This is a genomic window from Mycobacterium sp. IDUB_28 (genome assembly GCF_055419285.1).
On the sequence record NZ_JBVAXK010000007.1, the window covers coordinates 49,892 to 73,867 of the forward strand.

27 protein-coding genes are annotated in these 23,976 nt (G+C 65.4%); 11 read left to right on the plus strand and 16 right to left on the minus strand.

Annotation, left to right across the window (positions count from 1 at the left end):
* Window position 1: 1 nt before the first annotated feature.
* Genes ACZYZ9_RS15925 through ACZYZ9_RS15935 form a run of 3 tightly spaced genes read right to left on the minus strand, consistent with a single transcriptional unit; the run spans window position 2 to window position 2,139 of the window.
* Entirely contained in the window at window positions 2-325 is a 324-nt protein-coding gene (locus ACZYZ9_RS15925) for a hypothetical protein (protein ID WP_463827237.1), read from the minus strand.
* Window positions 309-1,586, minus strand: a complete 1,278-nt coding sequence (locus ACZYZ9_RS15930) for an aromatic ring-hydroxylating oxygenase subunit alpha (protein WP_463827238.1) — start codon at window positions 1,584-1,586, stop codon at window positions 309-311. The genes ACZYZ9_RS15925 and ACZYZ9_RS15930 overlap by 17 nt, the downstream gene beginning before the upstream one ends.
* A 10-nt stretch (window positions 1,587-1,596) precedes the next feature.
* Window positions 1,597-2,139 (minus strand): carboxymuconolactone decarboxylase family protein, encoded by a 543-nt coding sequence (locus ACZYZ9_RS15935; protein WP_463827239.1) that lies wholly within the window; start codon window positions 2,137-2,139, stop codon window positions 1,597-1,599.
* Window positions 2,140-2,505: 366 nt separating this feature from the next.
* Between ACZYZ9_RS15935 and ACZYZ9_RS15940 the strand changes: the two genes are divergently transcribed.
* The 8 genes from ACZYZ9_RS15940 to ACZYZ9_RS15975 all read left to right on the plus strand — a co-directional run bounded on the left by ACZYZ9_RS15940 (window position 2,506) and on the right by ACZYZ9_RS15975 (window position 9,332).
* Window positions 2,506-3,804 carry an amidohydrolase family protein gene (locus ACZYZ9_RS15940; RefSeq protein WP_463827240.1) on the plus strand — a complete coding sequence of 433 codons (1,299 nt, stop codon included), beginning with the start codon at window positions 2,506-2,508 and terminating at the stop codon, window positions 3,802-3,804.
* A 100-nt stretch (window positions 3,805-3,904) separates the two neighbouring features.
* Window positions 3,905-5,071, plus strand: coding sequence for an acyl-CoA dehydrogenase family protein (locus ACZYZ9_RS15945; protein WP_463827495.1), 1,167 nt, complete (start codon window positions 3,905-3,907; stop codon window positions 5,069-5,071).
* Between the two features lie 32 nt (window positions 5,072-5,103).
* Complete coding sequence (locus tag ACZYZ9_RS15950) at window positions 5,104-6,249, plus strand: thiolase family protein (RefSeq protein ID WP_463827241.1); 1,146 nt, start codon at window positions 5,104-5,106, stop codon at window positions 6,247-6,249.
* A gap of 91 nt (window positions 6,250-6,340) precedes the next feature.
* Complete coding sequence (locus tag ACZYZ9_RS15955; protein ID WP_463827242.1) at window positions 6,341-6,958, plus strand: TetR/AcrR family transcriptional regulator; 618 nt, start codon at window positions 6,341-6,343, stop codon at window positions 6,956-6,958.
* Entirely contained in the window at window positions 6,955-7,461 is a 507-nt protein-coding gene (locus ACZYZ9_RS15960; RefSeq protein ID WP_463827496.1) for a hypothetical protein, read from the plus strand. Before ACZYZ9_RS15955 ends, ACZYZ9_RS15960 begins: the two co-directional genes overlap by 4 nt.
* Window positions 7,462-7,566: 105 nt before the next feature.
* Complete coding sequence (locus ACZYZ9_RS15965) at window positions 7,567-8,841, plus strand: cytochrome P450 (protein ID WP_463827497.1); 1,275 nt, start codon at window positions 7,567-7,569, stop codon at window positions 8,839-8,841.
* Entirely contained in the window at window positions 8,838-9,026 is a 189-nt protein-coding gene (locus ACZYZ9_RS15970; RefSeq protein ID WP_463827243.1) for a ferredoxin, read from the plus strand. The genes ACZYZ9_RS15965 and ACZYZ9_RS15970 overlap by 4 nt, the downstream gene beginning before the upstream one ends.
* A 12-nt stretch (window positions 9,027-9,038) precedes the next feature.
* Window positions 9,039-9,332: a DUF1330 domain-containing protein gene (locus ACZYZ9_RS15975; protein WP_463827244.1), complete on the plus strand. Its 294-nt coding sequence runs from the start codon at window positions 9,039-9,041 to the stop codon at window positions 9,330-9,332.
* Window positions 9,333-9,366: 34 nt separating this feature from the next.
* Here the strand turns inward: ACZYZ9_RS15975 and ACZYZ9_RS15980 are convergent, their stop codons facing one another.
* From ACZYZ9_RS15980 to ACZYZ9_RS16000, 5 genes are all read right to left on the minus strand, one after another.
* A complete protein-coding gene (locus ACZYZ9_RS15980; RefSeq protein WP_463827245.1) occupies window positions 9,367-9,558 on the minus strand; it encodes a ferredoxin in 192 nt (63 codons plus the stop codon).
* Entirely contained in the window at window positions 9,555-10,760 is a 1,206-nt protein-coding gene (locus tag ACZYZ9_RS15985; RefSeq protein WP_463827246.1) for a cytochrome P450, read from the minus strand. Before ACZYZ9_RS15985 ends, ACZYZ9_RS15980 begins: the two co-directional genes overlap by 4 nt.
* A 108-nt stretch (window positions 10,761-10,868) precedes the next feature.
* On the minus strand, window positions 10,869-11,684 hold the full coding sequence (locus ACZYZ9_RS15990) for an NAD(P)-dependent oxidoreductase (protein ID WP_463827247.1): 816 nt from the start codon (window positions 11,682-11,684) through the stop codon (window positions 10,869-10,871).
* Window positions 11,684-12,553 (minus strand): alpha/beta hydrolase, encoded by an 870-nt coding sequence (locus ACZYZ9_RS15995; RefSeq protein WP_463827248.1) that lies wholly within the window; start codon window positions 12,551-12,553, stop codon window positions 11,684-11,686. Before ACZYZ9_RS15995 ends, ACZYZ9_RS15990 begins: the two co-directional genes overlap by 1 nt.
* The gene (locus tag ACZYZ9_RS16000) at window positions 12,550-14,205 is read right to left on the minus strand and encodes a thiolase C-terminal domain-containing protein (protein ID WP_463827249.1); all 1,656 of its coding nucleotides are present in this window, start codon (window positions 14,203-14,205) and stop codon (window positions 12,550-12,552) included. The genes ACZYZ9_RS15995 and ACZYZ9_RS16000 overlap by 4 nt, the downstream gene beginning before the upstream one ends.
* Before the next feature lie 72 nt (window positions 14,206-14,277).
* On the opposite strand from ACZYZ9_RS16000, the gene ACZYZ9_RS16005 reads away from it, so the two are divergent.
* Entirely contained in the window at window positions 14,278-15,054 is a 777-nt protein-coding gene (locus tag ACZYZ9_RS16005) for an enoyl-CoA hydratase/isomerase family protein (protein ID WP_463827250.1), read from the plus strand.
* Window positions 15,055-15,150: 96 nt separating this feature from the next.
* Entirely contained in the window at window positions 15,151-16,449 is a 1,299-nt protein-coding gene (locus ACZYZ9_RS16010) for an acyl-CoA dehydrogenase family protein (RefSeq protein ID WP_463827251.1), read from the plus strand.
* Here the strand turns inward: ACZYZ9_RS16010 and ACZYZ9_RS16015 are convergent.
* Genes ACZYZ9_RS16015 through ACZYZ9_RS16030 form a run of 4 tightly spaced genes read right to left on the minus strand, consistent with a single transcriptional unit; the run spans window position 16,438 to window position 19,747 of the window.
* Window positions 16,438-17,400, minus strand: coding sequence for a phosphotransferase family protein (locus ACZYZ9_RS16015; RefSeq protein ID WP_463827252.1), 963 nt, complete (start codon window positions 17,398-17,400; stop codon window positions 16,438-16,440). The genes ACZYZ9_RS16010 and ACZYZ9_RS16015 overlap by 12 nt on opposite strands.
* The gene (locus ACZYZ9_RS16020; protein WP_463827253.1) at window positions 17,388-18,170 is read right to left on the minus strand and encodes an SDR family NAD(P)-dependent oxidoreductase; all 783 of its coding nucleotides are present in this window, start codon (window positions 18,168-18,170) and stop codon (window positions 17,388-17,390) included. Before ACZYZ9_RS16020 ends, ACZYZ9_RS16015 begins: the two co-directional genes overlap by 13 nt.
* The gene (locus ACZYZ9_RS16025; RefSeq protein ID WP_463827254.1) at window positions 18,167-18,463 is read right to left on the minus strand and encodes a ferredoxin; all 297 of its coding nucleotides are present in this window, start codon (window positions 18,461-18,463) and stop codon (window positions 18,167-18,169) included. Before ACZYZ9_RS16025 ends, ACZYZ9_RS16020 begins: the two co-directional genes overlap by 4 nt.
* Before the next feature lie 3 nt (window positions 18,464-18,466).
* Window positions 18,467-19,747 carry an NADH-ubiquinone oxidoreductase-F iron-sulfur binding region domain-containing protein gene (locus ACZYZ9_RS16030; RefSeq protein WP_463827255.1) on the minus strand — a complete coding sequence of 427 codons (1,281 nt, stop codon included), beginning with the start codon at window positions 19,745-19,747 and terminating at the stop codon, window positions 18,467-18,469.
* A 37-nt stretch (window positions 19,748-19,784) separates the two neighbouring features.
* On the opposite strand from ACZYZ9_RS16030, the gene ACZYZ9_RS16035 reads away from it, so the two are divergent.
* Window positions 19,785-20,258, plus strand: coding sequence for a hypothetical protein (locus ACZYZ9_RS16035; protein WP_463827256.1), 474 nt, complete (start codon window positions 19,785-19,787; stop codon window positions 20,256-20,258).
* Window positions 20,259-20,260: 2 nt separating this feature from the next.
* On the opposite strand, the gene ACZYZ9_RS16040 is transcribed toward ACZYZ9_RS16035, so the two are convergent.
* Genes ACZYZ9_RS16040 through ACZYZ9_RS16055 form a run of 4 tightly spaced genes read right to left on the minus strand, consistent with a single transcriptional unit; the run spans window position 20,261 to window position 23,829 of the window.
* Window positions 20,261-21,130: an alpha/beta fold hydrolase gene (locus tag ACZYZ9_RS16040; protein ID WP_463827498.1), complete on the minus strand. Its 870-nt coding sequence runs from the start codon at window positions 21,128-21,130 to the stop codon at window positions 20,261-20,263.
* Window positions 21,131-21,147: 17 nt separating this feature from the next.
* On the minus strand, window positions 21,148-21,558 hold the full coding sequence (locus ACZYZ9_RS16045) for a Rieske (2Fe-2S) protein (protein WP_463827257.1): 411 nt from the start codon (window positions 21,556-21,558) through the stop codon (window positions 21,148-21,150).
* 1 nt (window position 21,559) lies between these two features.
* Window positions 21,560-22,705, minus strand: coding sequence for an amidohydrolase family protein (locus ACZYZ9_RS16050; RefSeq protein WP_463827258.1), 1,146 nt, complete (start codon window positions 22,703-22,705; stop codon window positions 21,560-21,562).
* A gap of 26 nt (window positions 22,706-22,731) precedes the next feature.
* Complete coding sequence (locus ACZYZ9_RS16055) at window positions 22,732-23,829, minus strand: amidohydrolase family protein (RefSeq protein WP_463827499.1); 1,098 nt, start codon at window positions 23,827-23,829, stop codon at window positions 22,732-22,734.
* Between the last annotated feature and the right edge of the window lie 147 nt (window positions 23,830-23,976).

A 23,976-nucleotide genomic window follows, 5' to 3' on the forward strand; every position in this document is an offset into this window, starting at 1 on the left:
TTCAGATCACCGGTTCCCGAAGCACTTCCACCCATGCTGCGCCGCTGTCGGGGACCCGCGGTTGCTTCCACGCCTCGATCGGGAAGGACACCATGACCAGCGACTGCATGATGTGCATCAGTGTCTTCGCGTCGTCCGGCAGATCGTCGAGCGGGTACTTGTCGCAGTAGGCGATGACGTCTTCCAGGAGCGGGAAGGCGACGTCGTAGAACTGCTGCATCTCGGCCATCGTCGACGCCAGCCGCTTGGCGTAGCGCTCGGGCTCGGTGGCTAGATCCCAGTCCAGATATGGCTCCAGAGCCGCGAATTCAGACGGTAGCGACATTGTTCTGGTACTCCTTCACGAGATTACCGGTCGTCTTGTGCAGATGACGGATCAAGACTTCCTGGTCGCACAGCAGAAACTCGGTGACCGCCCTGGTGCCGATCATGGTCTGGGTCGCCTCCAGTGTGTTGGCGTCCTGTAATGCGTACTCCTTGAACGTCACCGCGGCCAGCTCCTGGGCCAGGCGTTCCCGCGCGTTGCGCGGCGGGACGAAATACAGTGATGCCTCGAAGATGTGCTTGTCCACCGCAGTTGGCCAGTAGTGGTAGGTCAGATACCAACCCGGCTCCCAGATCAGCAGCATGAAGTTCGGGTAGAACAGCCACGAGTCGATGCCCCACTGCGGCACCCGCTTCACGTTGACTCCCGGCGGCAGCTCGAGATCCTTGATGATCTCCGGCTTGTCCCATGGACCGAACAATCCGCTACGCAGCACCTGGTCCATCGGCTTGACCATGGACATGTCCGGGGGTGGGGCCTGTCCGCCCCAGGTCGACTGCAGGTTGTGCGGGCCGGCCAACTCGTAGTGCAGCGCCTCGTAGCCGAACTTCTGAATCTTGGCGGCTTCCTCTTTGGTGTACTGCCCCTGGTGCAGGATCGGCGCGTGGTAGAACTCGACGAACGCGTCGATGAACAGCTTCCAGTTGCTGCCGACTTCTGCTCGATAGGAATAGGTTTCGGTCATCTCGCCGAAGGGATAGCCTTCGATGCTCTTGGCCAGCGGTCCGAGATAGTCGATCAGCGGCGCCGCATTGTCGTCGAAGTTGATGAAGATGAAGCCTTCCCAGACCTCGCACCGCACCGGCGCCAGGCCGTACTGGCCCTTGTCGAGGTTGAAGAACTCTTCGGGTTGCTGAACGAAGGTCAGGTCCCCGTCCAGGCTGTAGCGCCAGGCGTGGTACTTGCAGGTGAACTGCCGGCAGGTGCCGGAAGTTTCTTCGTTGGGAAAGTCGTTCCACACCAACTTGTTTCCGCGGTGCCGGCAGACGTTGTGGTACGCCTTGACCGAGCCGTCCTTGGTCTTGACGATGATCACCGACGTGCCGGGGCCGGCCGACGGTAGCTCCCGGGTGAAGTAGCTGCCGGTGCGCGGCAGCCGATTGACCCGTCCGACATTGAGCCACTGCTTCTTGAAGACCGCTTCGCGCTCGGCCTCGAAGAACGCCGGGTCGATCGAGTCGGTGTAGTCGACCGGGTCGGTTCCCAGTTCGGGGTAGTTCTCTGTCCAGCTGCCGGCGGCTGGCTTGGGGAAGTGGGCCACTTTTACCTTCCTAGTGATCTTGTTCGAGCTGAACGCCAAAAGTGTTGAGGGCCATGGCCAGCATGATGTAAGAGCCGACCGTGAAGACGTAGTCCATCCGCTGGCGGTCGTCCATCTGCTCGCCGAGCGCGGCCCAGGTGTGGTCGGACAACTGGGACTGTTCGTCGAGCTCGTCGACCCCGACGAGCACCGCGCGTTCGAAATCATCGAAGTCACTGCCGGCCACCTCGGGTGCCCGCGCCGCCTCGACCTCGGCGTCAGTGACGCCTTCTCGTTTGGCCAGGTTGACGTGGTGGGTCCACTCGTAGGCGCAGTTACGGCGATGTGCGACGCGCAGGATCGCCAGTTCGCGGATGCGCGGCGGCAGGGTGGAGGAGAACAACAGGTGGACGTTGAACTTGAGGAACGCTTTGGTCAGGACCGGATGGTTCACCAGCGTCGACAGCACATTGGAGGCATCCCGCGGATTGCGGCGCTCCGGGGGCAGCATGACGGCCAGTGCCCCTTCGACAGCGTCGTCCCACTGGTCGGCTGGCAACGGCGGCAGACGCATCCCGCAGCGATCCTCTCGGTCGTCTTCTCTCTGAGCGAGAATCATATTCTCATTTGCAACCAATAGATTTGCACGAATCGCTCGGTTGGTCAATCCTGGCGCGGACGCAATCGTGCTGCTTCGCGCCGGCCGGGCCGGGCCGGTTCCGGCTGTCGGGGTAGCCATGCTGCTGATTTACCTAGCCGCCACCACTGGGACGGGACTGCAGAGCGCCGATGCGCCTATGCTGGATGTTGATTCTCGCTTCGCGAGAAGCTAGTTTTCAAGCTATAGAGAGCTTGGCGCATGTGTGGCTCGTTGATGCCAGCCTGGGGGCCGCGCGTTCGTGTGAGATCCGAGCGAACGATGAGAAGGGTTGAAAGAGCCATGAACAAAGAGGACATGATCCTGATCAGTGTGGACGACCACACCGTCGAGCCGCCTGACATGTTCAAGAACCACCTCTCGAAGAAATACATCGACGACGCGCCGCGCCTGGTGCACAACGCCGACGGTTCGGACATGTGGAAGTTCCGTGACACGGTGATCCCGAACGTGGCCCTCAACGCCGTGGCCGGACGGCCCAAGGAGGAGTACGGCATCGAGCCGACCGGACTCGACGAGATCCGGCCGGGTTGTTACAACGTCGACGAGCGCATCAAGGACATGAACGCGGGCGGCATCCTGGCCTCCATCTGCTTCCCATCCTTCCCCGGTTTCGCCGGGCGGCTGTTCGCCACCGACGACCACGACTTCTCCATCGCGCTGGTACAGGCCTACAACGATTGGCACATCGACGAGTGGTGTGGTGCCTACCCCGCGCGGTTCATTCCGATGGCGATCCCGGTGATCTGGGATGCCGAGGCGTGTGCCGCTGAGGTGCGCCGCGTCGCCAAGAAAGGCGTGCACGCGCTGACCTTCACCGAGAATCCGGCCGCGATGGGCTATCCCAGCTTCCACAACGAATACTGGAACCCGCTGTGGGAAGCCCTGTGTGACACCGACACCGTGATGAACGTGCACATCGGGTCGTCGGGCCGGCTGGCCATCACCGCGCCGGATGCCCCGATGGACGTGATGATCACGCTGCAGCCGATGAACATCGTGCAAGCCGCCGCTGACCTGTTGTGGTCGCGCCCGATCAAGGAGTACCCCGACCTCAAGATCGCGCTGTCCGAGGGCGGGACGGGTTGGATTCCGTACTTCCTGGAGCGTGCCGACCGCACCTACGAGATGCACTCCACCTGGACGCACCAGGACTTCAAGGGCAAGCTGCCCAGTGATGTGTTCCGTGACCACTTCCTGACCTGCTTCATCAGCGACAAGGTCGGGGTGGCGCTGCGCAACATGATCGGCATCGACAACATCTGTTGGGAAGCCGACTACCCGCACAGCGACTCGATGTGGCCCGGCGCGCCGGAAGAGTTGTGGGATGTGTTGTCTCTCAACGATGTTCCGGACGACGAGATCAACAAGATGACCCATGAGAACGCCATGCGCTGGTACTCGTTCGACCCGTTCACGCACATTTCGCGCGAGCAGGCGACAGTCGGTGCCCTGCGCAAAGCCGCTGAAGGCCACGACGTGTCGATCAAAGCGGCCGGCCACGACAAGGACAGCCGGGGCGGCTCCTCGTTTGCGGATTTCGCGGCGAACGCCAAAGCCCTTACCGGTAACAAGGACTGAGCCCCGGTTTTCCCGCGAGCAGACGCAGAATCGCACTGCGTGAGCAGCGATCGTGCGATTCTGCGTCTGCTCGCGCTGAAAGGAGGTGCCCATGGATGGCATGAATTTCGAGCTCACCGAGGACCAGGAGCTGATCCGGCGGTCGGTCGCGGAACTGGCACGCAAGTTCGACGACCAGTACTGGATGGAAAAAGACCAGGCACACGAGTTTCCGCACGAGTTCTACCGCGCCATCGCCGACGGCGGCTGGCTCGGGATGACGATCCCGACCGAATACGGCGGCCACGGCCTGGGCATCACCGAAGCCACCATCCTGCTCGAAGAAGTCGCCAAGTCCGGCGGTGCGATGAACGCCGCCAGCGCGATCCACCTGTCGATCTTCGGCATGCAACCCGTCGTGGTGCACGGCTCCGAAGAGCAGAAGCAACGCATGTTGCCGGCGGTGGCCACCGGTGAGGTGCACGTCTGCTTCGGGGTGACCGAACCAGGCGCCGGCCTTGACACGTCACGCATCACCACGTTCGCCAAACGCGACGGCGATCGGTACGTGGTCAACGGTCGCAAGGTGTGGATCTCCAAAGCGATGGAATCCGACAAGATTCTGCTGCTGACCCGCACCCAGAGCTATGACGAGGTCATTAAGAAGACCGACGGCATGACGTTGTTCCTGACCGACCTGGATCGCAGCCGCGTCGACGTCCGGCCGATCAAGAAGATGGGCCGCAACGCCGTCAGCTCCAACGAGCTGTTCATCGACAATCTGGAAATTCCCGTCGAGGACCGAATCGGCGAGGAAGGCAACGGTTTTCAGTACATCCTGGACGGACTCAACCCGGAGCGGATGCTGATCGCCGCCGAGGCGCTCGGGATCGGCCGCGTCGCTCTGGAGAAGGCGGTCAAGTACGGCAACGAGCGTGAGGTGTTCGGCCGGCCCATCGGCATGAACCAGGGCCTGCAGTTCCCGTTGGCCGACTCGCTGGCCCGGCTGGACGCCGCCGAGCTGATGCTGCGCAAGGCCACCTGGCTCTATGACAACGGCAAACCCTGTGGGCGAGAAGCCAATACGGCCAAATACCTGTGCGCCGACGCCGGCTTCACCGCCGCCGACCGGGCGCTGCAGACCCACGGTGGCATGGGTTACGCCGAGGAGTACCACGTCACCCGGTACTTCCGCGAGGCGCGACTGATGAAGATCGCGCCGGTCAGCCAGGAGATGATCCTGAACTTCCTCGGTTCCCACGTGCTGAAGCTGCCGCGCAGCTACTAGGCTCGGCCCTCATCGGAAGACGGGAGCCAGGAATGCGCGACACAGTCATCGTCGAGGCAGTGCGCACCGCGGTCGGAAGACGCAACGGCGGATTGTCCGGGATACACGCCGCCGATCTGTCCGCCGTCGTGCTCGACGAACTGCTCGAACGCTCCGGCGTTAGTCCCGAGATCGTCGACGACGTGATCTGGGGTTGCGTCTCGCAGGTCGGCGATCAGTCCAGCAACATCGGCCGCTACGCGGTGCTGGCCGCGGGTTGGCCGGAAACCATCCCCGGCACCACGGTCAACCGGGCCTGCGGGTCCAGCCAGCAGGCTCTCGACTTCGCGGTGCAGGCGGTGATGTCCGGGCAACAGGACGTCGTGGTCGCCGGCGGTGTCGAGGTCATGAGTCGCGTTCCGCTCGGCTCGGCCCGCGCCACCGGTATGCCGTACGGCCCCAAAGTTCTTGCGCGCTACGACGATTTCTCTTTCAACCAAGGGTTGTCGGCAGAGCTGATCGCCGAGAAGTGGGGATTTTCCCGCGCCCGGCTGGACGAGTATTCAGCCCTGTCCCACGAGCGTGCCGCCGCCGCGCAGGACGGCAATGCGTTCACCGAACAGATCGTGCCGGTGTTCACCGAGGATTCCGTCGTGCACGAGGACGAGGGCATCCGGCGGGGCACCACGGTGGAGAAACTGGCCGGGTTGAAGCCGGCCTTCACCGAGGACGGGGTGATCCATGCCGGGAACTCCTCGCAGATATCCGACGGCGCGGCCGCGCTGCTGATCACCACCGCCGAACTGGCGCTGGAACTGGGTCTGACGCCGATCGTGCGCTACCGCGCCGGTGCCGTCACGGGAGCCGACCCGGTGCTGATGCTGACCGGACCGATTCCGGCGACGGAGAAGGTGCTGGCCAAGTCCGGCGTTCGACTCGATGAGGTGGGCGTCTTCGAGGTCAACGAGGCCTTCGCGCCGGTGCCGCTGGCCTGGCTGGCCGAGACCGGTGCCGACCCGGCGCTGCTGAATCCGTTGGGTGGTGCGATCGCGCTGGGGCACCCGCTCGGCGCGTCGGGCGCGGTGCTGATGACGCGCATGGTTCATCACATGCGTGACAACGGGATCCGCTTCGGGTTGCAGACCATGTGCGAAGGCGGCGGCACGGCCAACGCGACGCTCGTCGAACTGGTCAACTGAATCCGGCTGGGCCGCGCCTCTTGTCAGCGCAGCCAAACCAACCTACTGTGTGTTCGGTAGGTTTCTGTCCGCAGCCCGGTTGAGGAGACCAGTGCCTGAGGCACGCCCGTATGAAACGCTGCTCGCCAAAGGCGAGGACCGCAAACAGCGGATCCTTGCGGTGGCACAGCGGCTGTTGTCGCGTAACGGCTGGCGCGCCACGACGCTGGCCCAGATTGCCCGTGAAGCCGGGGTGTCTTCCGCCGGACTACTGCACCACTTCGAATCCAAAGAGCAGTTGCTGCATGCGGTGCTGGACGCACGTGACCTCGACGACGACACCCATTCCGACCGCGGCGGCGATCTGCTCGGCGAGATCGCTCAGGTCGCCGACCGGTTCAACCGGGCGCCCGAACTGTTGGGCACTTTCACCGTGCTCCTGGTGGAGAACATCGACCCCGACGCGCCGTTGCACGACCGTCTGGTCACCCGGCAACGGGACGCCACCGAAATCGTCGCCGCCGCCATCCGGCGAGGTCAGGCGGCTGGTCGCTATCGCGCCGACATAGACCCTGACGTCAAGGCGGTGGAAATCCTCGCCTTCACCCACGGAATGGAAATGACATGGTTGCTGGACCCTTCGATACCGCTGACCGAGGTTTTCAAGGAGTACGCAGAGGCGCTGGCGCGCGACTTTTCCCCGTGCAGGACGACGCCGAACCCGACATGAGGTACCGCCTCGACGTCGTCGCCTCCAGCGTTGCCGACGTGGTGACGTTCGCCGGCGGGTGGCTCTTCGATCGGTCGATGGCGGGCTGGGACGTCACCGTGCTGCTCACCGATCATCCCGACGACCGGCCGCTGCACATACTCGGCGCCAAGACGCTGGACCTGGAATCCGCTCTGACTTCCGTCGGGACGCGACCCCGCCCGCAGGCCCTGGCCGCCGCGGCGGACCTGTTGGGTTCCGACCCGCGAGTGCGGACCGGCGTGTTGCACGCCCTCGACCACGGCGTCACCGAGGTCACGCTGTGGGGCAAGACCTGGCCGGTGGAGCTGGACGACAGTGTCGGGCTGGTCGAGCACCGGCTGAGTATGGCGGCCCAGACCTTCAAGGCGCGGGCACTGGCGGCGGCGGGTCTGGCGGGGGCCACCTTCGGTGTCGCCGAGCGCTTCCGCAGCGGCGTGCTGTCTGCCCCGTCGGTAGCGGCCGACCTGGTGCCCGCCGGCTAGTTCCGCCGGTGGGCGCGCGCATTGACGACGTAGCGGCCCTGTGGAAATGTAATACTCAGATGTGAGAGGCACGTTCTCGTTTACCGAGATCAGATGGAGCAAGAAATGGCGCAGGACGTCACCGAGTTGGATTTCTTCCGCGACAAACAACTCGTTGCGGACCCCTACCCGTATTACGAAGCGCTTCGCCGGCAATGTCCGGTGGCCCGCGAAGACCACCACGGCGTCATGATGGTGACCGGTTGGGAGGAGGCCTGCGCGGTATTGAACGACGCCGACACCTGGTCCTCGTGCAACTCGGTGACGGGTCCCTTTCCCGGCTTCCCGGTCCCCATCGAAGGCGACGACATCACCGATCTGATCGTGCAGCACCGCGACAAGCTGCCGTTCAGCGATCAGCTGCCGACGCTGGATCCCCCCACGCACACCAACCACCGCTCGCTGCTGATGCGGCTGATCACCCCGAAGCGCCTCAAGGAGAACGAGGACGCGATGTGGTCGCTCGCCGACCAGGTTCTCGACGACTTCCTGGCGCCCGGCGAAGGGGACTGGATCAAGGGTTTCGCGGGGCCGTTCACCCTGCTGGTGATCGCCGACCTGCTGGGTGTGCCGATGGAGGACCGCGACAAGTTCATCAAAGGCATCCGGCAGAACTCCGGCGGCGGCATCGGCGGAACGGGCAAAGAAGCGTTGGCCCACAGCCCGCTGGAATTCCTGTACGGTCTGTTCTCCGACTACGTCCGAGACCGCCGGCAGAATCCCCGCGACGACGTATTGACCGGTCTGGCCACCGCCACCTATCCCGACGGGACGACTCCCGAGGTCGAAGACGTGGCGCGCGTCGCCAGCAACGTCTTCTCGGCCGGACAGGAGACCACCGTACGGCTGCTCGGCGCGTCCCTGCAGACGCTCGCCGAGCGCCCCGACATCCAGACACAACTGCGCAAGGACCGGAGTCTGATTCCCAACTTCATCGAGGAATCGTTGCGGCACGAGAGTCCGGTCAAAGGCGACTTCCGGCTGAATCGGGTGCCCGCCAGTGTGGGTGGAGTCGACCTGCCCGCCGGTACCACCGTGATGGTGGTGCAGGCCGCCGCGAACCGTGATCCGCGCCGGTTCGACGAGCCTGCCACCTTTGATCCGAGCCGCAAGAACGCCCGTCAGCACATCGCGTTCGGGCGGGGCATCCACAGCTGTCCCGGCGCACCGCTGGCGCGAGCCGAAACCCGGGTGGCGATCGAACGACTCCTCGATCGGACGTCGGAGGTCAGAGTCAGCGAGCGGGTGCACGGCCCGGCCGAGGACCGTCGCTACCAATATGTTCCGACTTTCATTCTGCGCGGGTTGACCGAGCTGCATCTGGAGTTCACGCCGGCATGAAAGTCTGGGTCGACGACGAGTGGTGCCGTGGTCACGGCATGTGTCTGACGCTGTGCTCGGAGGTTTTCAGCATCACCGAAGACGGTTACGCGGTGGCAATAGATTCCGACGTACCAACGGAATTCGAGGCCGCCACCAGGGAAGCCATCGAATGTTGTCCCGAACAGGCGATCAAAGAGCGCTAAGGAGATTCGCGAATGTCCAACGGCCGCAAAGGGTATGTGATCCTCACCGAGGCCATCAAGGATCCCGAAGGCATGAAGGCCTACGGCAAGGCCGCCGGTGCGGCCATGGGTGGTGTGCGGGTTCTTGCGGTGGACACCTCGCCCACCGTCCTCGAGGGTGACTGGCACGGGGACCAGACCGTGGTGCTGGAATTCGAATCGGTGGACGCCGCCCGCGCCTGGTACGAATCCGAGGCATACCAGAACGCTGCCAAGCTGCGCCAGGCTGCGGCCGACTGCAACGCGGTCATCCTCGCCGGCTTCTAACGCCCGGCCCGCGATTGCGTTCCAGCTTGGGAGTTCACTCCTCGAGCGAGATCGCCTGTCTCGGGCACTGCCGGACGGCGTCGCGGACCTGCTCTTCGATATCTGGCGTGACCTCGGTCCGGTGCACCGTCAGCATGTCGTCATCGCCGAGTTCGAATACCTCGGGGATGATGCCCATACACACGCCGTTGCTTTCGCACAGATCCCAGTCCACTTCGATTCTCATCGCAACACCCGCACCGGAACGTTCTTCCAACCTGCGACATTCTGCATCTGGACCCGGTTGCAGTTGTCCCAGTCCACCTCGTAGCGGGGCATGAAATCCAGCAGCTTGTCCAGCGCGATCGCGCTTTCCATCCGGGCCAGGGCGGCGCCCAGACAACTGTGGATGCCGTAGCCGAAGGACAGGTTCAGTGCCTCGTGTCGGTCCCGGTCGATGTTGAAGGTGTCCGGGTCGGTCCAGACGTCGGGGTCGCGATTGGCCGCACCGTTGATCAGGAACACCGGTTTCATCGCCGGGATCGTGACCCCGTGCAGCTCAACATCTTTGACCGAGCAACGGACCTGATACTGCGACGGCGCCTCGTAGCGCAACAGTTCCTCGACCGCCGCCGGGATCTTGCTGCGGTCGTCGAGCAGCTTCTGCCACTCGCCCGGGAACCGCGCGAACACCACCGGCGCGTTGCCGATCAGCTTGGTGACGGTCTCAGCACCGGCACCACCCAATAATGTTGCGAATCCCGCGATTTCGATGTCGTCCAGTTTGGTCTTCTGACCGTCTTCGCGTTCGATCTCGGCCTCGATGAGCTTGGTGAACAGGTCGTCCTGCGGCTTCACCCGGCGTTCCTGCAGGAGTCCGTAGTACAGGGTCCCGGTTTCGATGTTGGCTTGGATGCCTTTCTCGCCGGCCTCGACCTGTCCGGGCTCGCGGTGCAGGGACTCGTCGATCAGAAAACGGATCCGTTGAGCGTGCTCTTCGGGCACCCCGAGCATCGTGGTGATCACCTCGACCGGGAACGGGCCGGACAATTCCTGCACCACGTCGAAGTTGTCCGGATCTACCTTGGACAGGTACTTGTCGATCTTCGCGCCGACCATCTCACGCTGCGATTGGATGGCGCGCGGCGTGAACACCTTGTTGAGCAGGCTGCGCATGTGCCGGTGGTCCGGCGGGTCCATGAAAATGATCGACTTCTGCTCCGGCGGCTTGCCGGTACGCACCATCGACAGGTCGATGCCGAAGGCCGAGGAGTAAGTCTCGAAGTTCTTCAGCCCGGCCGCCACATCCGCATGCCGGGTCAGCGCGTAGAAGTCGTATTCCTCGCTGTAGTAGACCGGCGCTTCCTGTTGCATCCGTTTGTAGGTGTCCCAGGCGCCGTTGAAGAAGTCCTGCGAGAACGGATCGAAAACGACCGTCGATGTCGTCAATGGAGGCTCCTTGCTGCTGAGCTGCGGACTGAAACCATTACAGCTGAACGCCCGACTGTAACGTCAACGGTAGCGGCTTCCGGGCTGGTCGGGAAGGGAAATCTGGTTTCATCTCGGGGCATCCATCAGGCTCAGTGCGGCGTCGGCCGCCGCCAGTGCGGCGCCACCGGGCGCCGAGGCGCGCTCGGCGAGGTCCACCAGCAGTCGCACATCCTTCTGCAGTAGCGGGCCGGCGAGACCGGCCAGTCGCGCCACGCCGCCCGCCTTGGCAATCGAGCTGAGCGCGAAGCTGTTCCCGCTGCTGCGCGCGACGACGTCTGCCAGCCGTGCCGGGGAGACGCCGAGCGCTTCGGCCAGGGTGAGAGCGGTGGCCGCGGTCCCGACGTTGGCGGTGAACAGCAAGTTGTTGAGCAGCTTGGTGGTCTGCCCCGACCCCAGCTCGCCGAGGTGGATGACGGCGTCGGAGTAGCTTTCGAAGACCGCACGGCAGCGCTCGACGACCTCGGTTTCACCGCCGACCATGACCAGCAACCGGCCCTCGCCGGCCGCTGGTCCGCCACCGCTGACCGGCGCATCGATAATCGAGACACCCTGTGCGGCAGCTTTTTCCGCGATGGCGCGGCAGGTGTTGGGGTGCACGGTGCTGTGCACTGCGATCACCCCGCCCGACTGCAACCCGGCCAGCACGCCGAGCTCGCCGAAGGTCAGTTCCTCGACGTCGGAGTCGCCGACCACGCACAGGCAGACCAGGTCACTGGCGGCGGCGAGTTCGGCCGGCGACCCGGCCACCCGCGCCGGGGTGTCCGCGAAGGACTCGAGGGTCGCTGCCCGGCGGGCCCACAGCGTCGTCGGGAAGCCGCTGTCGACGATCCGGCGCGCCATCGGAGCGCCCTGGCTGCCCAACCCGATGAACCCGACACGCATCAGCCCACCGCCCGGTCGGCGCTGCCCGCAATGCAATGGTCGACGAATGCGAACACCTTGCGGTGGTACTGGGCGGCGGTCAGTCCCAGGCTCAGATTATGCCCTGCTTCAGCGTGCAGTTCGGCCTCGAAAGATGCCGCGGCGCTGAACATCTCAGCGATCTCGGCCAGCGCTTCCGGATCGGAGCGGTACACGTTGTCGTACTCACCCAGGCTGAACCTGACCGGCACCCGCACCGCGGGCGCCAGCGCCGGGAAGTAGCGGTGCGGCCAGTTCAGCGCCACGTCCCGCTCGTAGGGCGGAGCGACCGAAGAATTCGTGATGCCGCGCAGAATGTCTGCCGGATACAGCCGCGTCGGTTCCCACAACAGTTCACGGGTGCCTGGCGGACGTTCCTTGACCTCCGCGGCTTTCATGATCTCCTTGGCGGCGGCGTGGTAGCGCCGGCCGGTGCCGCCGAGTTCGAGGCCGAGCAGTCCGGCGCCACGGTCGTGCGCCGCCATGCGGGTCGCGAGTTCGCAGCCGCCCGAGTGACCCAGCACGAACAACCCCGCCCCGCGGGGTCGCTGACCCAGGATGCGGTCGACGGCACCGTAGGCGAGGTCGACCCGTTGCTCGGGGGTCCGCACGGCGTCCGGATATGCCGCCGAGCTGCCATGCCCCGGCCGGTCGAGCGCAATGACGGTGAATCCCTGCGCTTCTCCTAGTCGCAGTAACGACAAGTCCGGATGCCCGGGACAGTCGAAGTAGACCGCGCTGGTGCCGCCGCCGTGGATGGCCAGGATCACGGCCTTGGGACTGTCCGCTTCGGCGACGACCGCCGACATGGGTACGCCGTCGACGATCACCACCCGGGGGCGGGGACTCATCCGTCGCTCCGCAACAGGATCACACCGCTGGGGGTCAACCCGCCGCTGCTGACCACGCCGACGCGGGCGTCGGCAACCTGGCGCTCCCCGGCCTCACCGCGCAATTGGCTGACCGCCTCGTGCAGCAGCCCCATGCCGTGCGTGCGGCCGTGGGACAACTGGCCGCCGTGCGTGTTCAGCGGGATCTGGCCGTCACGGGCGATGTTCTTGCCGCCGTCCAGGAATTCGCGGGCCTCACCGATCCCGCAGAACCCCAGCGCCTCGATCCAGGACAGGCAGTTCATCGTGAAGCCGTCGTAGAGTTCGGCGACGTCGACGTCGGCCGGCCGTAACGAGGTACGCGTCCACAGGTGCGCCGACTGGCCCAGCACCTGCGGTTCGTGGGTCAGGGTGCTCTGGTCCCAGTCGATGCGCTCGATGATCTGGGTGCCGACGGCCTCCACCAGCACGGGCGGTTTGGCCAGATCGCGGGCGGCGTCGACGGCAGACACGATGACGGCGATGGCGCCGTCGCACGGCACGTCGCAGTCGTAGAGGCCGAACGGCGTGGTGATGGGCCGCGCGTTCAGGTAGTCGTCCATCGTCATCGGCGACCGGTAGACCGCGGTCGGATTGAGTTCGGCGTTGGCGCGCTGATTCAGCGCGATCCAGCCCAGGGTTTCCTTCGTGGTGCCGTACCGGTGGAAGTGCCGCTGGGCGTTGAGCGCCAGCGTGTGAGCGGCCGAGGTGGCGCCGAACGGCCACTGCCAACTGGCGGTGCGGCCGCCGGACGGGACGATCTTGCCCTGCTTCATCTGTTCGTTGAAGGTGGCTTCCCACAGCGTCCGGAAGCACAGCACGTGCCGGGCCAAGCCGCCGGCGACCGCCAGCATGGCCGCGATCACCGATCCGCCGGGTCCGAATGTCTCGATACCGCCGTTGTGCCAGGTCGGCCGAATGCCCAGGGCCGCTTCCAGATTGGTCACTCCGCCTTCGCCGAACCCGCCCAGGTTGCCGCCGCCGGGATAGGTCGACAGGCCGTCGATGTCGTCGAAGCTGAGTCCGGCGTCGGCGATGGCCGCCTCGCACGCCTGCACGGTCAGCGACAGTGCAGGCACCATCAAGCGCCGTCCGATCGGCGACATCCCGATCCCGGTGAGCGCGACCTTGTCCTCGAACTTCTCCGTCGTCAGCATCGGACGGACATACTCGCCAAAACGCTCCGGTGCGATCTCGTCGTCCGGCAGCGCGCCCGGTGCGGCATCGGGGACCGGACGGAACAGCGGCAGCCACACGTCTTCGATCTGCTCGAACACGACCTCGACTACCTGACCCAGTTCGAGTTGCTCGGGATCGGATTCGACGATGTTGGTGGTCAACCGGACCCGCGGGTCCTCGTCGATCGTGACCTGGGCCACCACGTACGGCGCCGGCATCCCCGGCAGGCTGAAGCGGTGGTTGATGGTGAAACCGGCCAGGGTCGCCCTGCCCGAGACTTTGCGTACGCCCATGTCACGGGAGCGGCAGTAGCGGCAGACCGGTGCGGGCGGATGGATCAGCGCCGCGCAGGCACGGCACTCCTGGATCCGCAACGTGTCGTCGGCGCCGGCGGTCCAGAAGAATTCGTTCTCATCAGTGATCTGGGGCAGCGGGCGTCCCGGGGCTGTTGACACGTCACCTCCGCAGGCTGAACGTACCGGTAGGCACGTTATGCGAATTCGAGAATTACGTTATCATCTCCGAGTGTGACGGAGACGCTGGTCCGGGAGACACCGCGGTCCGGCGTCACCATCCTGCGATTCAACCGTCCCGCACGGCTGAACGCGATCAACGCGGCAATGCTGGCCGAGCTCACCGAATCGCTGGGCGACCTGGCCGGCGACACCTCGGTGCACGCCGTCGTGCTCACCGGCGCGGGCCGCGGCTTCTGTTCGGGCATCGATGTGCGCGACTTCGGCACCGGCATTCCCGAACCCGACGATCCGGCCCTCGACCGGCTGAGATTTCAAGAGGCCATGGCCGCGATACCGCAGGCCATCCGTGATCTGCCGCAGCCGGTGATCGCGGCCGTCAACGGGCCCTGCGTCGGTGCCGGATTGGCCATCACATTGGCCGCGGACATCCGAATCTGTTCGACGGCAGCGTCATTCGGAAACGCGGCGATTCTGCTGGGCCTGTCGGGTGCGGAGATGGGCATGAGTTACCACCTGCCGCGGGTGGTCGGTGCCAGCGTCGCCGCGGACTGGATGCTGACCGGCCGGACGGTGTCCGCGGCCGAGGCGGATCGCCGCGGATTGGTGAGTCAACTGCTGGAGCCGCAGGCGCTAGTGGACCGCGCGGTGGAGCTGGCCGGGCATATCGCCGATCTGCCGGCTCTGGCGACCCAGCTCACCAAACGGACACTGCACGTGAACACCGACGCCGCGGGCCTGGCGCCGGCAATCGAACTGGAGAACCGCAACCAGGTGCTGACGCACGCCACCGACGAAGCCGCCGCGTTGCGTCAGAAGTGGTCGCGATGAGCGCGTCTCACAGTGACTCTGCAGCCGCGGCGCGAATTTTGCCGCCGATATTGCGCCCTGAGCGCAGACTCAACGTCGAGGGAGAGGAATCGGCAAATGGCGTGGGACTTCTCGACTGATCCGCAGTGGGCGGAGCAACTCGACTGGGTGGCGCATTTCGTCCGCTCGGAGTGTGAGCCGGTCGATCTGTTGGTCAAGGAGTCGCACGACCTCAACGACCCGGTGCGTCAGGCGCTGATTCCGCCGCTGCAGCGCATCGTCAAGGAACGCGGGCTGTGGGCCACCCACCTCGGGCCGCATCTGGGCGGACCGGGCTACGGACAGCTGAAACTGGCCCTGCTCAACGAGATCCTCGGCCGCTCCGAATGCGCGCCGATCGTATTCGGTTCCCAGGCACCCGATTCGGGCAACAGCGAGATCCTGGCCCACTACGGCACACCCGAGCTGAAGAAGCGCTATCTCGAGCCGTTGCTGGACAACCGGATCGTGTCCTGCTTCTCCATGACCGAACCGCAGGGCGGCGCGGACCCGAAGGTCTTTACCACCTCGGCCGTCCAGGACGGCGACAGCTGGATCATCAACGGGGAGAAATGGTTCTCGTCCTTCGCATCGATGGCGTCGTTCCTGATCGTGATGGCCGTGACGGACCCCGAAGCCGCTCCCTACCAACAGCACTCGATGTTCGTGGTACCGGCCGAGACGCCGGGGATCAACGTCCTGCGCGACGTGGGTCTGGGCTATCAGCCCCTCGGCGGTGGCCGGGAAGGCTATGTGCGCTACGACAACGTGCGGGTTCCTGCCGACCACATGCTCGGTCCGCGGGGCGGCGCCTTCGTGGTCGCCCAAACCAGGCTGGGCGGTGGACGCATCCACCACGCGATGCGCACGGTCGGTCTGGTGCGCCGCATCTTCGACATGCTCTGTGAGCGTGCGGTTTCCCGCTACACACAAGGGGACATGCTGGGCAACAAGCAGTTGGTGCAGGAGATGATCGCCGACTCGTGGATGGAGATCGAGGCGTTCCGGCTACTCACCCTGCAGACGGCGTGGAAGATCGACCAGCACAACGACTACAAGGCTGTCCGGGCCGATATCTCGGCGGTCAAGGCGATGATGCAGAAGGTCCTGCACGACGTGTCGGCCCGCGCGCTGCAGGTGCACGGCTCGCTCGGTACGACGCACGAGATGCCCTTCGTGCAACACCTGGTGGAGTCGTTCGTACTCGGCCTGGCCGACGGACCGACCGAGGTGCACAAGACGGTGTTGGCCCGTCTGCTACTCAAGGACTACCAGCCCGCCCCGGACCTGTTCCCGTCCGAGCACCTGCTGCGGCTGCGCGCGGCCGCCGAGCGGAAATTCGCCACCCAGTTGGCGGGTATCGCCCTAACCCAGTAGCTCCCCAGCGCGAATCAACAAGTGCGGCAGCAGCTTTGCCATTGCCGCTACGTCGGCGGCAGGCACTGGTCGTCGCCGGTTGTGTTTGACGATCAACGACCAGGTCGCCACGGACTTGAAACAGGCCAGCGCCTGGAACCAGTCGAGGCCGGGCACCGGAACTCCCAGTGCCGTTCGGTAGGTGGAGGCCAGTTCCGTCGGATTCGGTGTCATGCCCAGGTAGCGGGTGGCACGCCGATAGGTCCGCGGGTCGCTGTTGATCAGGAACCACCCGACATCGACGCGTGGATCGCCCACCGACCAGATCTCCCAGTCGATCACGGCGGTGATGTCCGCGCCGACGGCGAGCAGGTTGCCGAGCCGAAAGTCGCCGTGCACCAACGCGGGACCCAGCGGCGCGGGCACCGATTCTGCCAGCGCGTCGGCGACATCGCGCCATCCCGGCGCCAGTGCGGGTTCCACCGTCTGCAGGGCGCGACACCAGCGTTCGACTTCGGCGCCGGCGCTGCTGACCGGCTCGTCGCCCAATCCGACGGCAGAGTGGTCAACCCGGTGCAGCTGCGCCAGCATTTCGGCAGCACTCCGATAGCGTTGTGGCACAGCGCTGTCGACTGCAGCCCCCACGTCGTACAACGGCTCGACGGAACTGCCGTCGACCCACGACATCACAAACAGCGGCGGCACCAGCGGTGGGTCACCCGGATCCTCGAACAATACGTCGGGGACGGGAAGCGGGGTGGAGTGCAGCGCTTTGATGACGCGCGCCTGACGAAGCACGTCGCGATGTCGGGTGGGTGCCAGACCGGCGGGGGCGACCTTGACCACCACCGGGCGATCCGCCGTCTGCCCGACGTAGGTCAGGCTGGAGGCGCCCCCCGACAACGGGCGCAGCCCCTCGACGTCGGGCAGTCGACTGCGCACCGTATCGAGCGGATCGGTCAGCTCAGCCACCCGATTTCGCGGAGGAAGGTCTGGGTGTGCGCGATGCGGCCGGTCATCGACGCGGGGTCGCCTGTGCACAGTTCGAGCGCGGTCTGGGTGATCAGGCCAATGTCCTCGGTGTCGGCCTTGGCCAGGTCCAGGATGCCCGCACCGGGGGTGGCCACCGGCCGGGACGGCGCAGCGGCGTTGACTGCGATACCGTCGTCGTACAATTCTGCGGCAAGGCTTTTCGTGAGCCGGTTGAGCGCGGCCTTGACGGTGCCGTAGATCCCGAAGCCCGCTCCGCTGTCGAACGCGTCGAAGGGTGGGCCGGGCGGCAGGTCGCCACCGACCGAGGTCACGTTCAACACCCAGCCCCGTCGACGTTGCCGCATCGCCGGTATCGCCAGCTGCGTGAGATGAAGCGGCGCCAGCACATGCATCTCCAGCATGAGTCGCACCCGCCGCTCCGGGAATTCGTCGAGTGGCCGCAGGAAGGTGACCGCCGCGTTGTTCACCAGGATGTCCGGCGCGCCGATACGGTCCACGACTTCGCCGAATAAACGCTCGCGCTCTTCGATTTTGGACAGATCGGCCGGGACCGCAACCGCAGCGCCACCCGCAGCGGTGATCTCGGCGAGGGTTTCTCGCAGCGAGCCTTGGTATTTGGGGTCGGGATCAAGGGTCCGCGCAGTCAGCGCCACGGTGGCCCCTTCGGCGGCCAACCGCAGTGCGATCGCCTTGCCCAGGCCTCTGCTGGTCCCGGTCACCAGGGCGGTCTGCCCGGCGCACCGTGTCAACGGATGAATCCCCACTCGGCTTCGTTGGACTCGGTCTTGATGCGCGAGGCGGGGTCGTCCTCCTCGTGCAACTCCGGGTGCGGGGTACTCGGCCGGGGGTCCCCGACTTCGGTGATGGCGTGCACCGGGCAGTCCAGCAGCGCCCGCATCACCGCGTCCCGGTCCTGCTGCGGCACAGTGCCGTCGCCGATCAGGCACGCGTATCCCCAGTCATCGAGGGAGAAGTATTCGGGTGCGTGCTTGGCGCACAGACCGAATCCGTCGCAGATGGTGCGGTCCAACCGGATCTTCATCCCTCACACCCCTTCGACCAGGTAGGGACGCTCGGCGCGAAACGCACCGTGCCGGCAGTCCGGGCAGCTGCCGTCGAGGTGACGGGCGACGTCGTCGGGAAACTGGTCGAGGAGGGAGGCCGCGATGTTGCAGGCGGCGTCCAGCGTCCCGCAGGCACCGCGCGCCCGCAGCACCACCGACCACCGCCGCAACCGGTCCAGGTCCTCGGTGGCCGCCACCCCGTCGCGCAGAGCGCCTGCGGCAGCGGCCATCGCCGCCGTGCCGTTGAAACAGGAACCGCATTGGCCGGCGTTCTCGCGGTCGAAGTACGCAAGCACCGCGGCCGCGACTGCGACCGGACATTCGTCGGTGATCACCGAGATCGCACCGCAGCCCAGTCCACTGCCGATCCCGCGGATGGTCTCATGGTCCAGAGTGGCCTCCAGCACGCGGTGGTTCAACAGCCCGGCGAAGTAACCACCCATCAGCACCCCACGCAGCTGATCCGGTGAAACCCCGTGTACGGCAAGGAGTTCGGTAAAGGGCAGGCCGTGTGGAAGTTCGTAGAGGCCAGCCGGCCGACCACCCCCGGTGATGGTGGCCAGGAAGGTGCCCGGAGACTGAGCTGTGCCCTGGGAACGGAACTCCGCCGCGCCGTGGGCCTGCAGGTAGGCCAGATTGGCCAGTGTCTCGACATTGCTCACCAGGGTGGGCCGGCCGCCGACGCCGACTTCGAATGGGCGCGGTGGCTTGTCGGTCGGTTTGACGGGTCCCCCGTTGACGGCGTTGACTGCGGCGGTCTCTTCCCCGGCCACGTAACCCGGTGGCACGGACCACACCTCGACGCTGGGCGCGCTGGCATCCAATTCGCTGAGCGCCTCCTCGACGCTGCGCGCTGACTCGGCGTCGGACACATAGACGTAGGCACGCTCGGCCGCGACGATCGCCGCGGCCAGCCGCAGCCCGTCCAGCACGAGGTGCGGCCGGTTACGCAGCAGCCAACGGTCCTTGATCGAAGCCGGTTCCCCTTCTTCGCCATTCGCGATCACTATCGCGCCGCCGGCGATCACCCCGTTGGTGCGTACCGTGCGCAACTTCACCGCCAGGGGGAAGGCCGCGCCACCGCGGCCCAGCAGACCGCTGGCTTCGACCTCGGCCAGCAACTTCTCGGCGTCGCCCAGCGGACGGTAGCCGCCCCGCTCGCGATAGGCCGCCAGGTTCTCCGGGCCGGATCCGGTCAACAGACGCGGCGGGCAACCGGGCCAGACGGCGGTGACGAAGGAGGCGGTCGTCTGAGTCTCCATCAGCTAGCCTCCCACCCGGCCGGATAGGCTTGGCCGCATGCGGACTGCGGTGGTGCGCGTCAATGTCGATCCAACCGGTGTGCTCTCGCCGGCGCGGCTAGCTGAGGGCATGGCGACGCTCCTCGGTCTGGCTCGTGAACTCGGTGCCGATGTGGTGGCCAACGACCTGGCGGCCCGGCCGCCGAGTCGGCGCGAGGTCGAGGTCCTCATCGCCGGCGACGATGGCGAAGGGACCAAAAAAACCGCTATGAACTTGTGCGACAGGGCTTTCGGTGTCACACCGGTGGCGGGCGTGGTCACCTTCGTCAGCCGCGGCACCGACGACGATGCGCACGGGGTGCTGTCCGGGTTCGGGCTGCGTGGCACGGTGCTGCGTGAGCCCGGCGACGAGGGTTACGACATCGTCTATGTGACGTTGCGCGCAACAGACCTCGATCGGGTTCCGGAAAGCCGCATCCACACCGCACTCGAGGCGTCGCTCAACTGTGAGGTCCACATCCGCACCGAGTGAACTCATGTGCTGCCCAGGAATTCGAGGATGGGCGGCGCAGCCAGCACCCAGGTGTCGAACATGTTGAAATGCGTAACCCGGCCTGCCGCACGGTCTTCGGAGGCGCGCTCCCAGGCGTCCTCCGGCCACGGCGGGTCGATCAGTTTGGATCCCTTGATCAGGCAGCTGACTTCCAGCGACGTGCGCTTGGGATGATCCAGGTCGTTCTCGCCACCGCGGATGATCAGGGTGGGGACCTTGATCCGGTCGAACATTTCGTCCTCGACACCGGGAATCGTCTGCCCCGGCTTGGAGACGAAAGCATTGAGCCAGCGCAGCTGGATCTTGAGGAACTCGTCTTTGTCGAAGTCGAGGAACCGCTGTTTGTTGGCCGGGTTCTCCGCGATCCGGTCGCGCCACTCCTGAACTCTCACGACGCCGTCCATGCCGGTGCCGCGCACTGCCAGGATGCTCGGCACGATGTAGAAAGACCCCAGCACGAAGGTGCCGTACACGCCGCCGACGATGTTCCACACCACGAGCTTGGTCACCATCTCCGGATAGAGCATGGTGGTGAGCATGGAATCCCTTGCGCCGCCGGACCCCCCGGCCAGGATGCACTGCTCGAAACCCAGCCCGGTCACCAGCTTGTGCAGGGTTTCGGCGCGCATGTGCGATTCGCTCTGCCCGTAGAACTGCACATCGGAGGCGCCGCAATTCGGTCGGTCCCACAGCAGCACGCGGTAACCGCCGTCGGCCAGTGCGTCGGCCAGCGGACGCAGGCCCTCGATCTCCTTGCTGAACCGCCCCCCCGGGGTCAGCGCGATGAGATCGCCGGTGTCACCGAGGATTTCGTAGACTACGTTTCCGCCGTTGACCTCGATCGTCGACACCTGGTTCTCCCGCGTCGTCACGCCATCACCAACACGTCGTTGCCGATCACGCGGACCGGGTAAGTGCGGATACTCCATTCCGGTTTGACCGCGGTGGTACCCGTCGCGAGTTCGAAACCCCACTGGTGCCAAGGGCAGTAGATGTACTCCAGATCCCGCACCATGACTGCGTCACCGGGCGCGGTCTCGTCGACGACGGTGCGTCCCCGCGCCCGCCCCGAGCACAGCGGACCACCTTGGTGCGGACAGTAGTTCGCAATGGCGTAAAAGGTGCCGTTGACGTTGTAGACACCCACGCCGTGACGCCCGATCGGCACCAGTTTGTGGGTGCCGGGCGGGATCTCGTCGACGGTGGCCACCACGTGTTCACGGCCCTGGGCGAGGCGGGGCGGGGGCAAGGTGTGCGCCCCCCTTTCGTCCGGTGTCAATTCAGAGCACCCGGATTTGACCCTCGAGCACCGGAACGGTCTCGGGGAGGTGGTATGTCGCGATGCCGTTCTTGTACATCACCGCGTCGCGAGCCGCCTTGGGCAGGTGCTTGACCAACCAGCGTGGGTCATCGAACGTCCAATGCGGGTAGTCCGAGGAGAACAGCAGAATTTTCTCGCACTCCATCCACTCCAGTGCACGGGTCAGCTCCGTCTTGTCCTCCGGGTAGTCCAGCGGCTGAGTGGTGAATTTGATGTGTTCCTTGACGTATTCGGACGGCTTGCGCTTGATGTCCAGCCACGACTTGCGCGCTTCGTAGATGGAGTCCATCCGCCACATCAGGGGCAGGATCCAGCTGAACGCGTGCTCGACGAAGACGATCCGCAGGGTCGGGAACCGGTCGAAGACCCCGTCGAAGATCAGGCTCATCACCTGGTTGGCGGCCAGCAGCGAATAGGTGACCATGAAGTCGTGGTTGTAGCTGGGGTAGCCCACCGGCGGCGTCGGCAGCTCCTCGTAGTGGCTGCGGGACAGGTGACAGCTCACCGTGATGTCGTGCTTGGTGGCGGCGGCCCAGATCGGGTCGTATTTCGGATGGCCCCACGACGGGCGCGGCTCGGCCTTGATCAGGATCTGGGCCATGTAGGGGTGCCCGGCCCAGCGTTCGATTTCACGCACTGAGGCGTCCGGGTCTTCGATGGCGGCGCAGATGGAGCCGCGCCACCGCTGGTGCCAGTTATTGTGGCTGTCCAGCCAGTGGTTGGCCTGCCAGTCGTTCAACGCCACCGACATCGCGTGCTGCGCTTCGTGAATGCGGGCCGGATACGCGGCTGGCTCCAGGATCGCGATGTCGGAACCGGCCTCCATGATCAGCTGCCGGAACGCCAGATCCGGGTCGCTGCAGGGGAACTCGCCGTTGGTGGGGAAGGAGTCCACGCGCATCGCATAGCTGTGTGCGTAGTCCGGGGCGTCGTAGTAGATCTGCTCGCCGACGTTGCGCGTCAGGAAGTACTTGCTGCGCCAGGGCTCCGGGATGTAGGGGACCAGCTCACCCCGTTTGGGTGCCGGGTGGACATCGGAGTCGACGCATCGGACGGCTATGCGCTCGGCGGGCGGCACCCGCTGCTGCGAATGGGTCAGGGTCATCTGAATCTCCTCGGTCTCCCTGGCATCTACTGTGCGCCCACCCCGGCCGGGATGTCTATGCCGTACAGCTGTGCCGCGTTGCGCCAACACACTTTGTCGCGCTGTTCGGCGGATAGTGCCCGGGGCAGTGTGCGAATGTCGCCGCATTGCCAGTGCGGATAGCTGGAGCCGAACATCACCATGTCGTCCTTGCCGGTGAAGCCGAACCATTCACCGGCGAATTCGACGTCGCCGGGTCCGTCCAACGCGCCCTGAACGAAGAACACATGGCCGGGCAGGTAGTCGCTCGGCATCCGCGGCGCCCAGGGCGTCTGCTCCAGGTGCGGGCGGCCGAAGGTGTCCATCCGCCACATGAACGGCGTGACGAAGTCGGCGGCCCCGTCGGCGAAGACGAATTTGAGCGTCGGGTACCGCTCGAAAACGCCCTCGGCGATCATGTTCATCAGGTGGTAGAGGTAGTTCAGCGCCATGAAGCTGACGTACTGCTCGTAGGTGCGGGTGTTGCCCGACGGGGTCGGGGCGAAGCCGATGCCCGAGCCGGACTCGATGTGCACCGCGACCGGAAGGTCGGCTTCGACGGCGGCCTCCCACAGCGGCCAGAACTGTGGTTTGCCATAGACCTCGCGAGACTGCAGCGGCACACCGAGCTGCACCACCCGAGGGTGGTCGCGGTACTTCTCGACCTCGCGCAGCGCGCCGGCGACGTCGTCCGGATTGATCCGGAGGGTGCCCCGGAACCGATCGCCGTACTCGTCATGGTCCAGCCAGCGCGATACCATCATTTCGTTGTGCGCGGCGTGGAGCGCGCTGCCCAGGTGCCGGTCCGGCATGATCCCACGGCCCATCGGATGCAGGATCGCCACATCCACTCCGCGCTTGGCGAACAACTCCTCGGCGACGAATTCCGGATCCGAGCCCGGGTAGCTGCGACCCCGCTCCGGTCCCTTGGTGTCGGGCGCATACTCCCCGCCCGGTGCGCCGTACCAGTCGTTCTCGTAGTCGGGAAAGCCGCGGCTCTTGAACGGTTCGCGCAAGAAGTTGCGCAGGTCGGTGTTCGAGGGGAAGAAGATGTGGACGCTGGCGTCGATGAGCGGCGTGCGCACCCCGTCGTTGTGTTCGATCACATCAGCCACCCTCCGGCTCCGGCGGTCTGGGCGGTCGTGGCCGGGCCATCTGATAGACAACCTAACATTTTGCCTCGCTATCCCTCAACGGATTGCCGGTAAGCAGCTCGGTTACTCATCCGACCAGGTAGCAGTATCTTTTTCTAG

Bases quoted from the DNA above. Each gene is read 5' to 3' on its own strand.
- ACZYZ9_RS15925 (WP_463827237.1), bottom strand. From the start codon at position 325: ATGTCGCTACCGTCTGAATTCGCGGCTCTGGAGCCATATCTGGACTGG.
- ACZYZ9_RS15935 (WP_463827239.1), bottom strand. From the start codon at position 2,139: ATGCGTCTGCCGCCGTTGCCAGCCGACCAGTGGGACGACGCTGTCGAA.
- ACZYZ9_RS15940 (WP_463827240.1), top strand. From the start codon at position 2,506: ATGAACAAAGAGGACATGATCCTGATCAGTGTGGACGACCACACCGTC.
- ACZYZ9_RS15945 (WP_463827495.1), top strand. From the start codon at position 3,905: ATGAATTTCGAGCTCACCGAGGACCAGGAGCTGATCCGGCGGTCGGTC.
- ACZYZ9_RS15950 (WP_463827241.1), top strand. From the start codon at position 5,104: ATGCGCGACACAGTCATCGTCGAGGCAGTGCGCACCGCGGTCGGAAGA.
- ACZYZ9_RS15960 (WP_463827496.1), top strand. From the start codon at position 6,955: ATGAGGTACCGCCTCGACGTCGTCGCCTCCAGCGTTGCCGACGTGGTG.
- ACZYZ9_RS15965 (WP_463827497.1), top strand. From the start codon at position 7,567: ATGGCGCAGGACGTCACCGAGTTGGATTTCTTCCGCGACAAACAACTC.
- ACZYZ9_RS15970 (WP_463827243.1), top strand. From the start codon at position 8,838: ATGAAAGTCTGGGTCGACGACGAGTGGTGCCGTGGTCACGGCATGTGT.
- ACZYZ9_RS15975 (WP_463827244.1), top strand. From the start codon at position 9,039: ATGTCCAACGGCCGCAAAGGGTATGTGATCCTCACCGAGGCCATCAAG.
- ACZYZ9_RS15980 (WP_463827245.1), bottom strand. From the start codon at position 9,558: ATGAGAATCGAAGTGGACTGGGATCTGTGCGAAAGCAACGGCGTGTGT.
- ACZYZ9_RS15990 (WP_463827247.1), bottom strand. From the start codon at position 11,684: ATGCGTGTCGGGTTCATCGGGTTGGGCAGCCAGGGCGCTCCGATGGCG.
- ACZYZ9_RS15995 (WP_463827248.1), bottom strand. From the start codon at position 12,553: ATGAGTCCCCGCCCCCGGGTGGTGATCGTCGACGGCGTACCCATGTCG.
- ACZYZ9_RS16010 (WP_463827251.1), top strand. From the start codon at position 15,151: ATGGCGTGGGACTTCTCGACTGATCCGCAGTGGGCGGAGCAACTCGAC.
- ACZYZ9_RS16025 (WP_463827254.1), bottom strand. From the start codon at position 18,463: ATGAAGATCCGGTTGGACCGCACCATCTGCGACGGATTCGGTCTGTGC.
- ACZYZ9_RS16030 (WP_463827255.1), bottom strand. From the start codon at position 19,747: ATGGAGACTCAGACGACCGCCTCCTTCGTCACCGCCGTCTGGCCCGGT.
- ACZYZ9_RS16035 (WP_463827256.1), top strand. From the start codon at position 19,785: ATGCGGACTGCGGTGGTGCGCGTCAATGTCGATCCAACCGGTGTGCTC.
- ACZYZ9_RS16050 (WP_463827258.1), bottom strand. From the start codon at position 22,705: ATGACCCTGACCCATTCGCAGCAGCGGGTGCCGCCCGCCGAGCGCATA.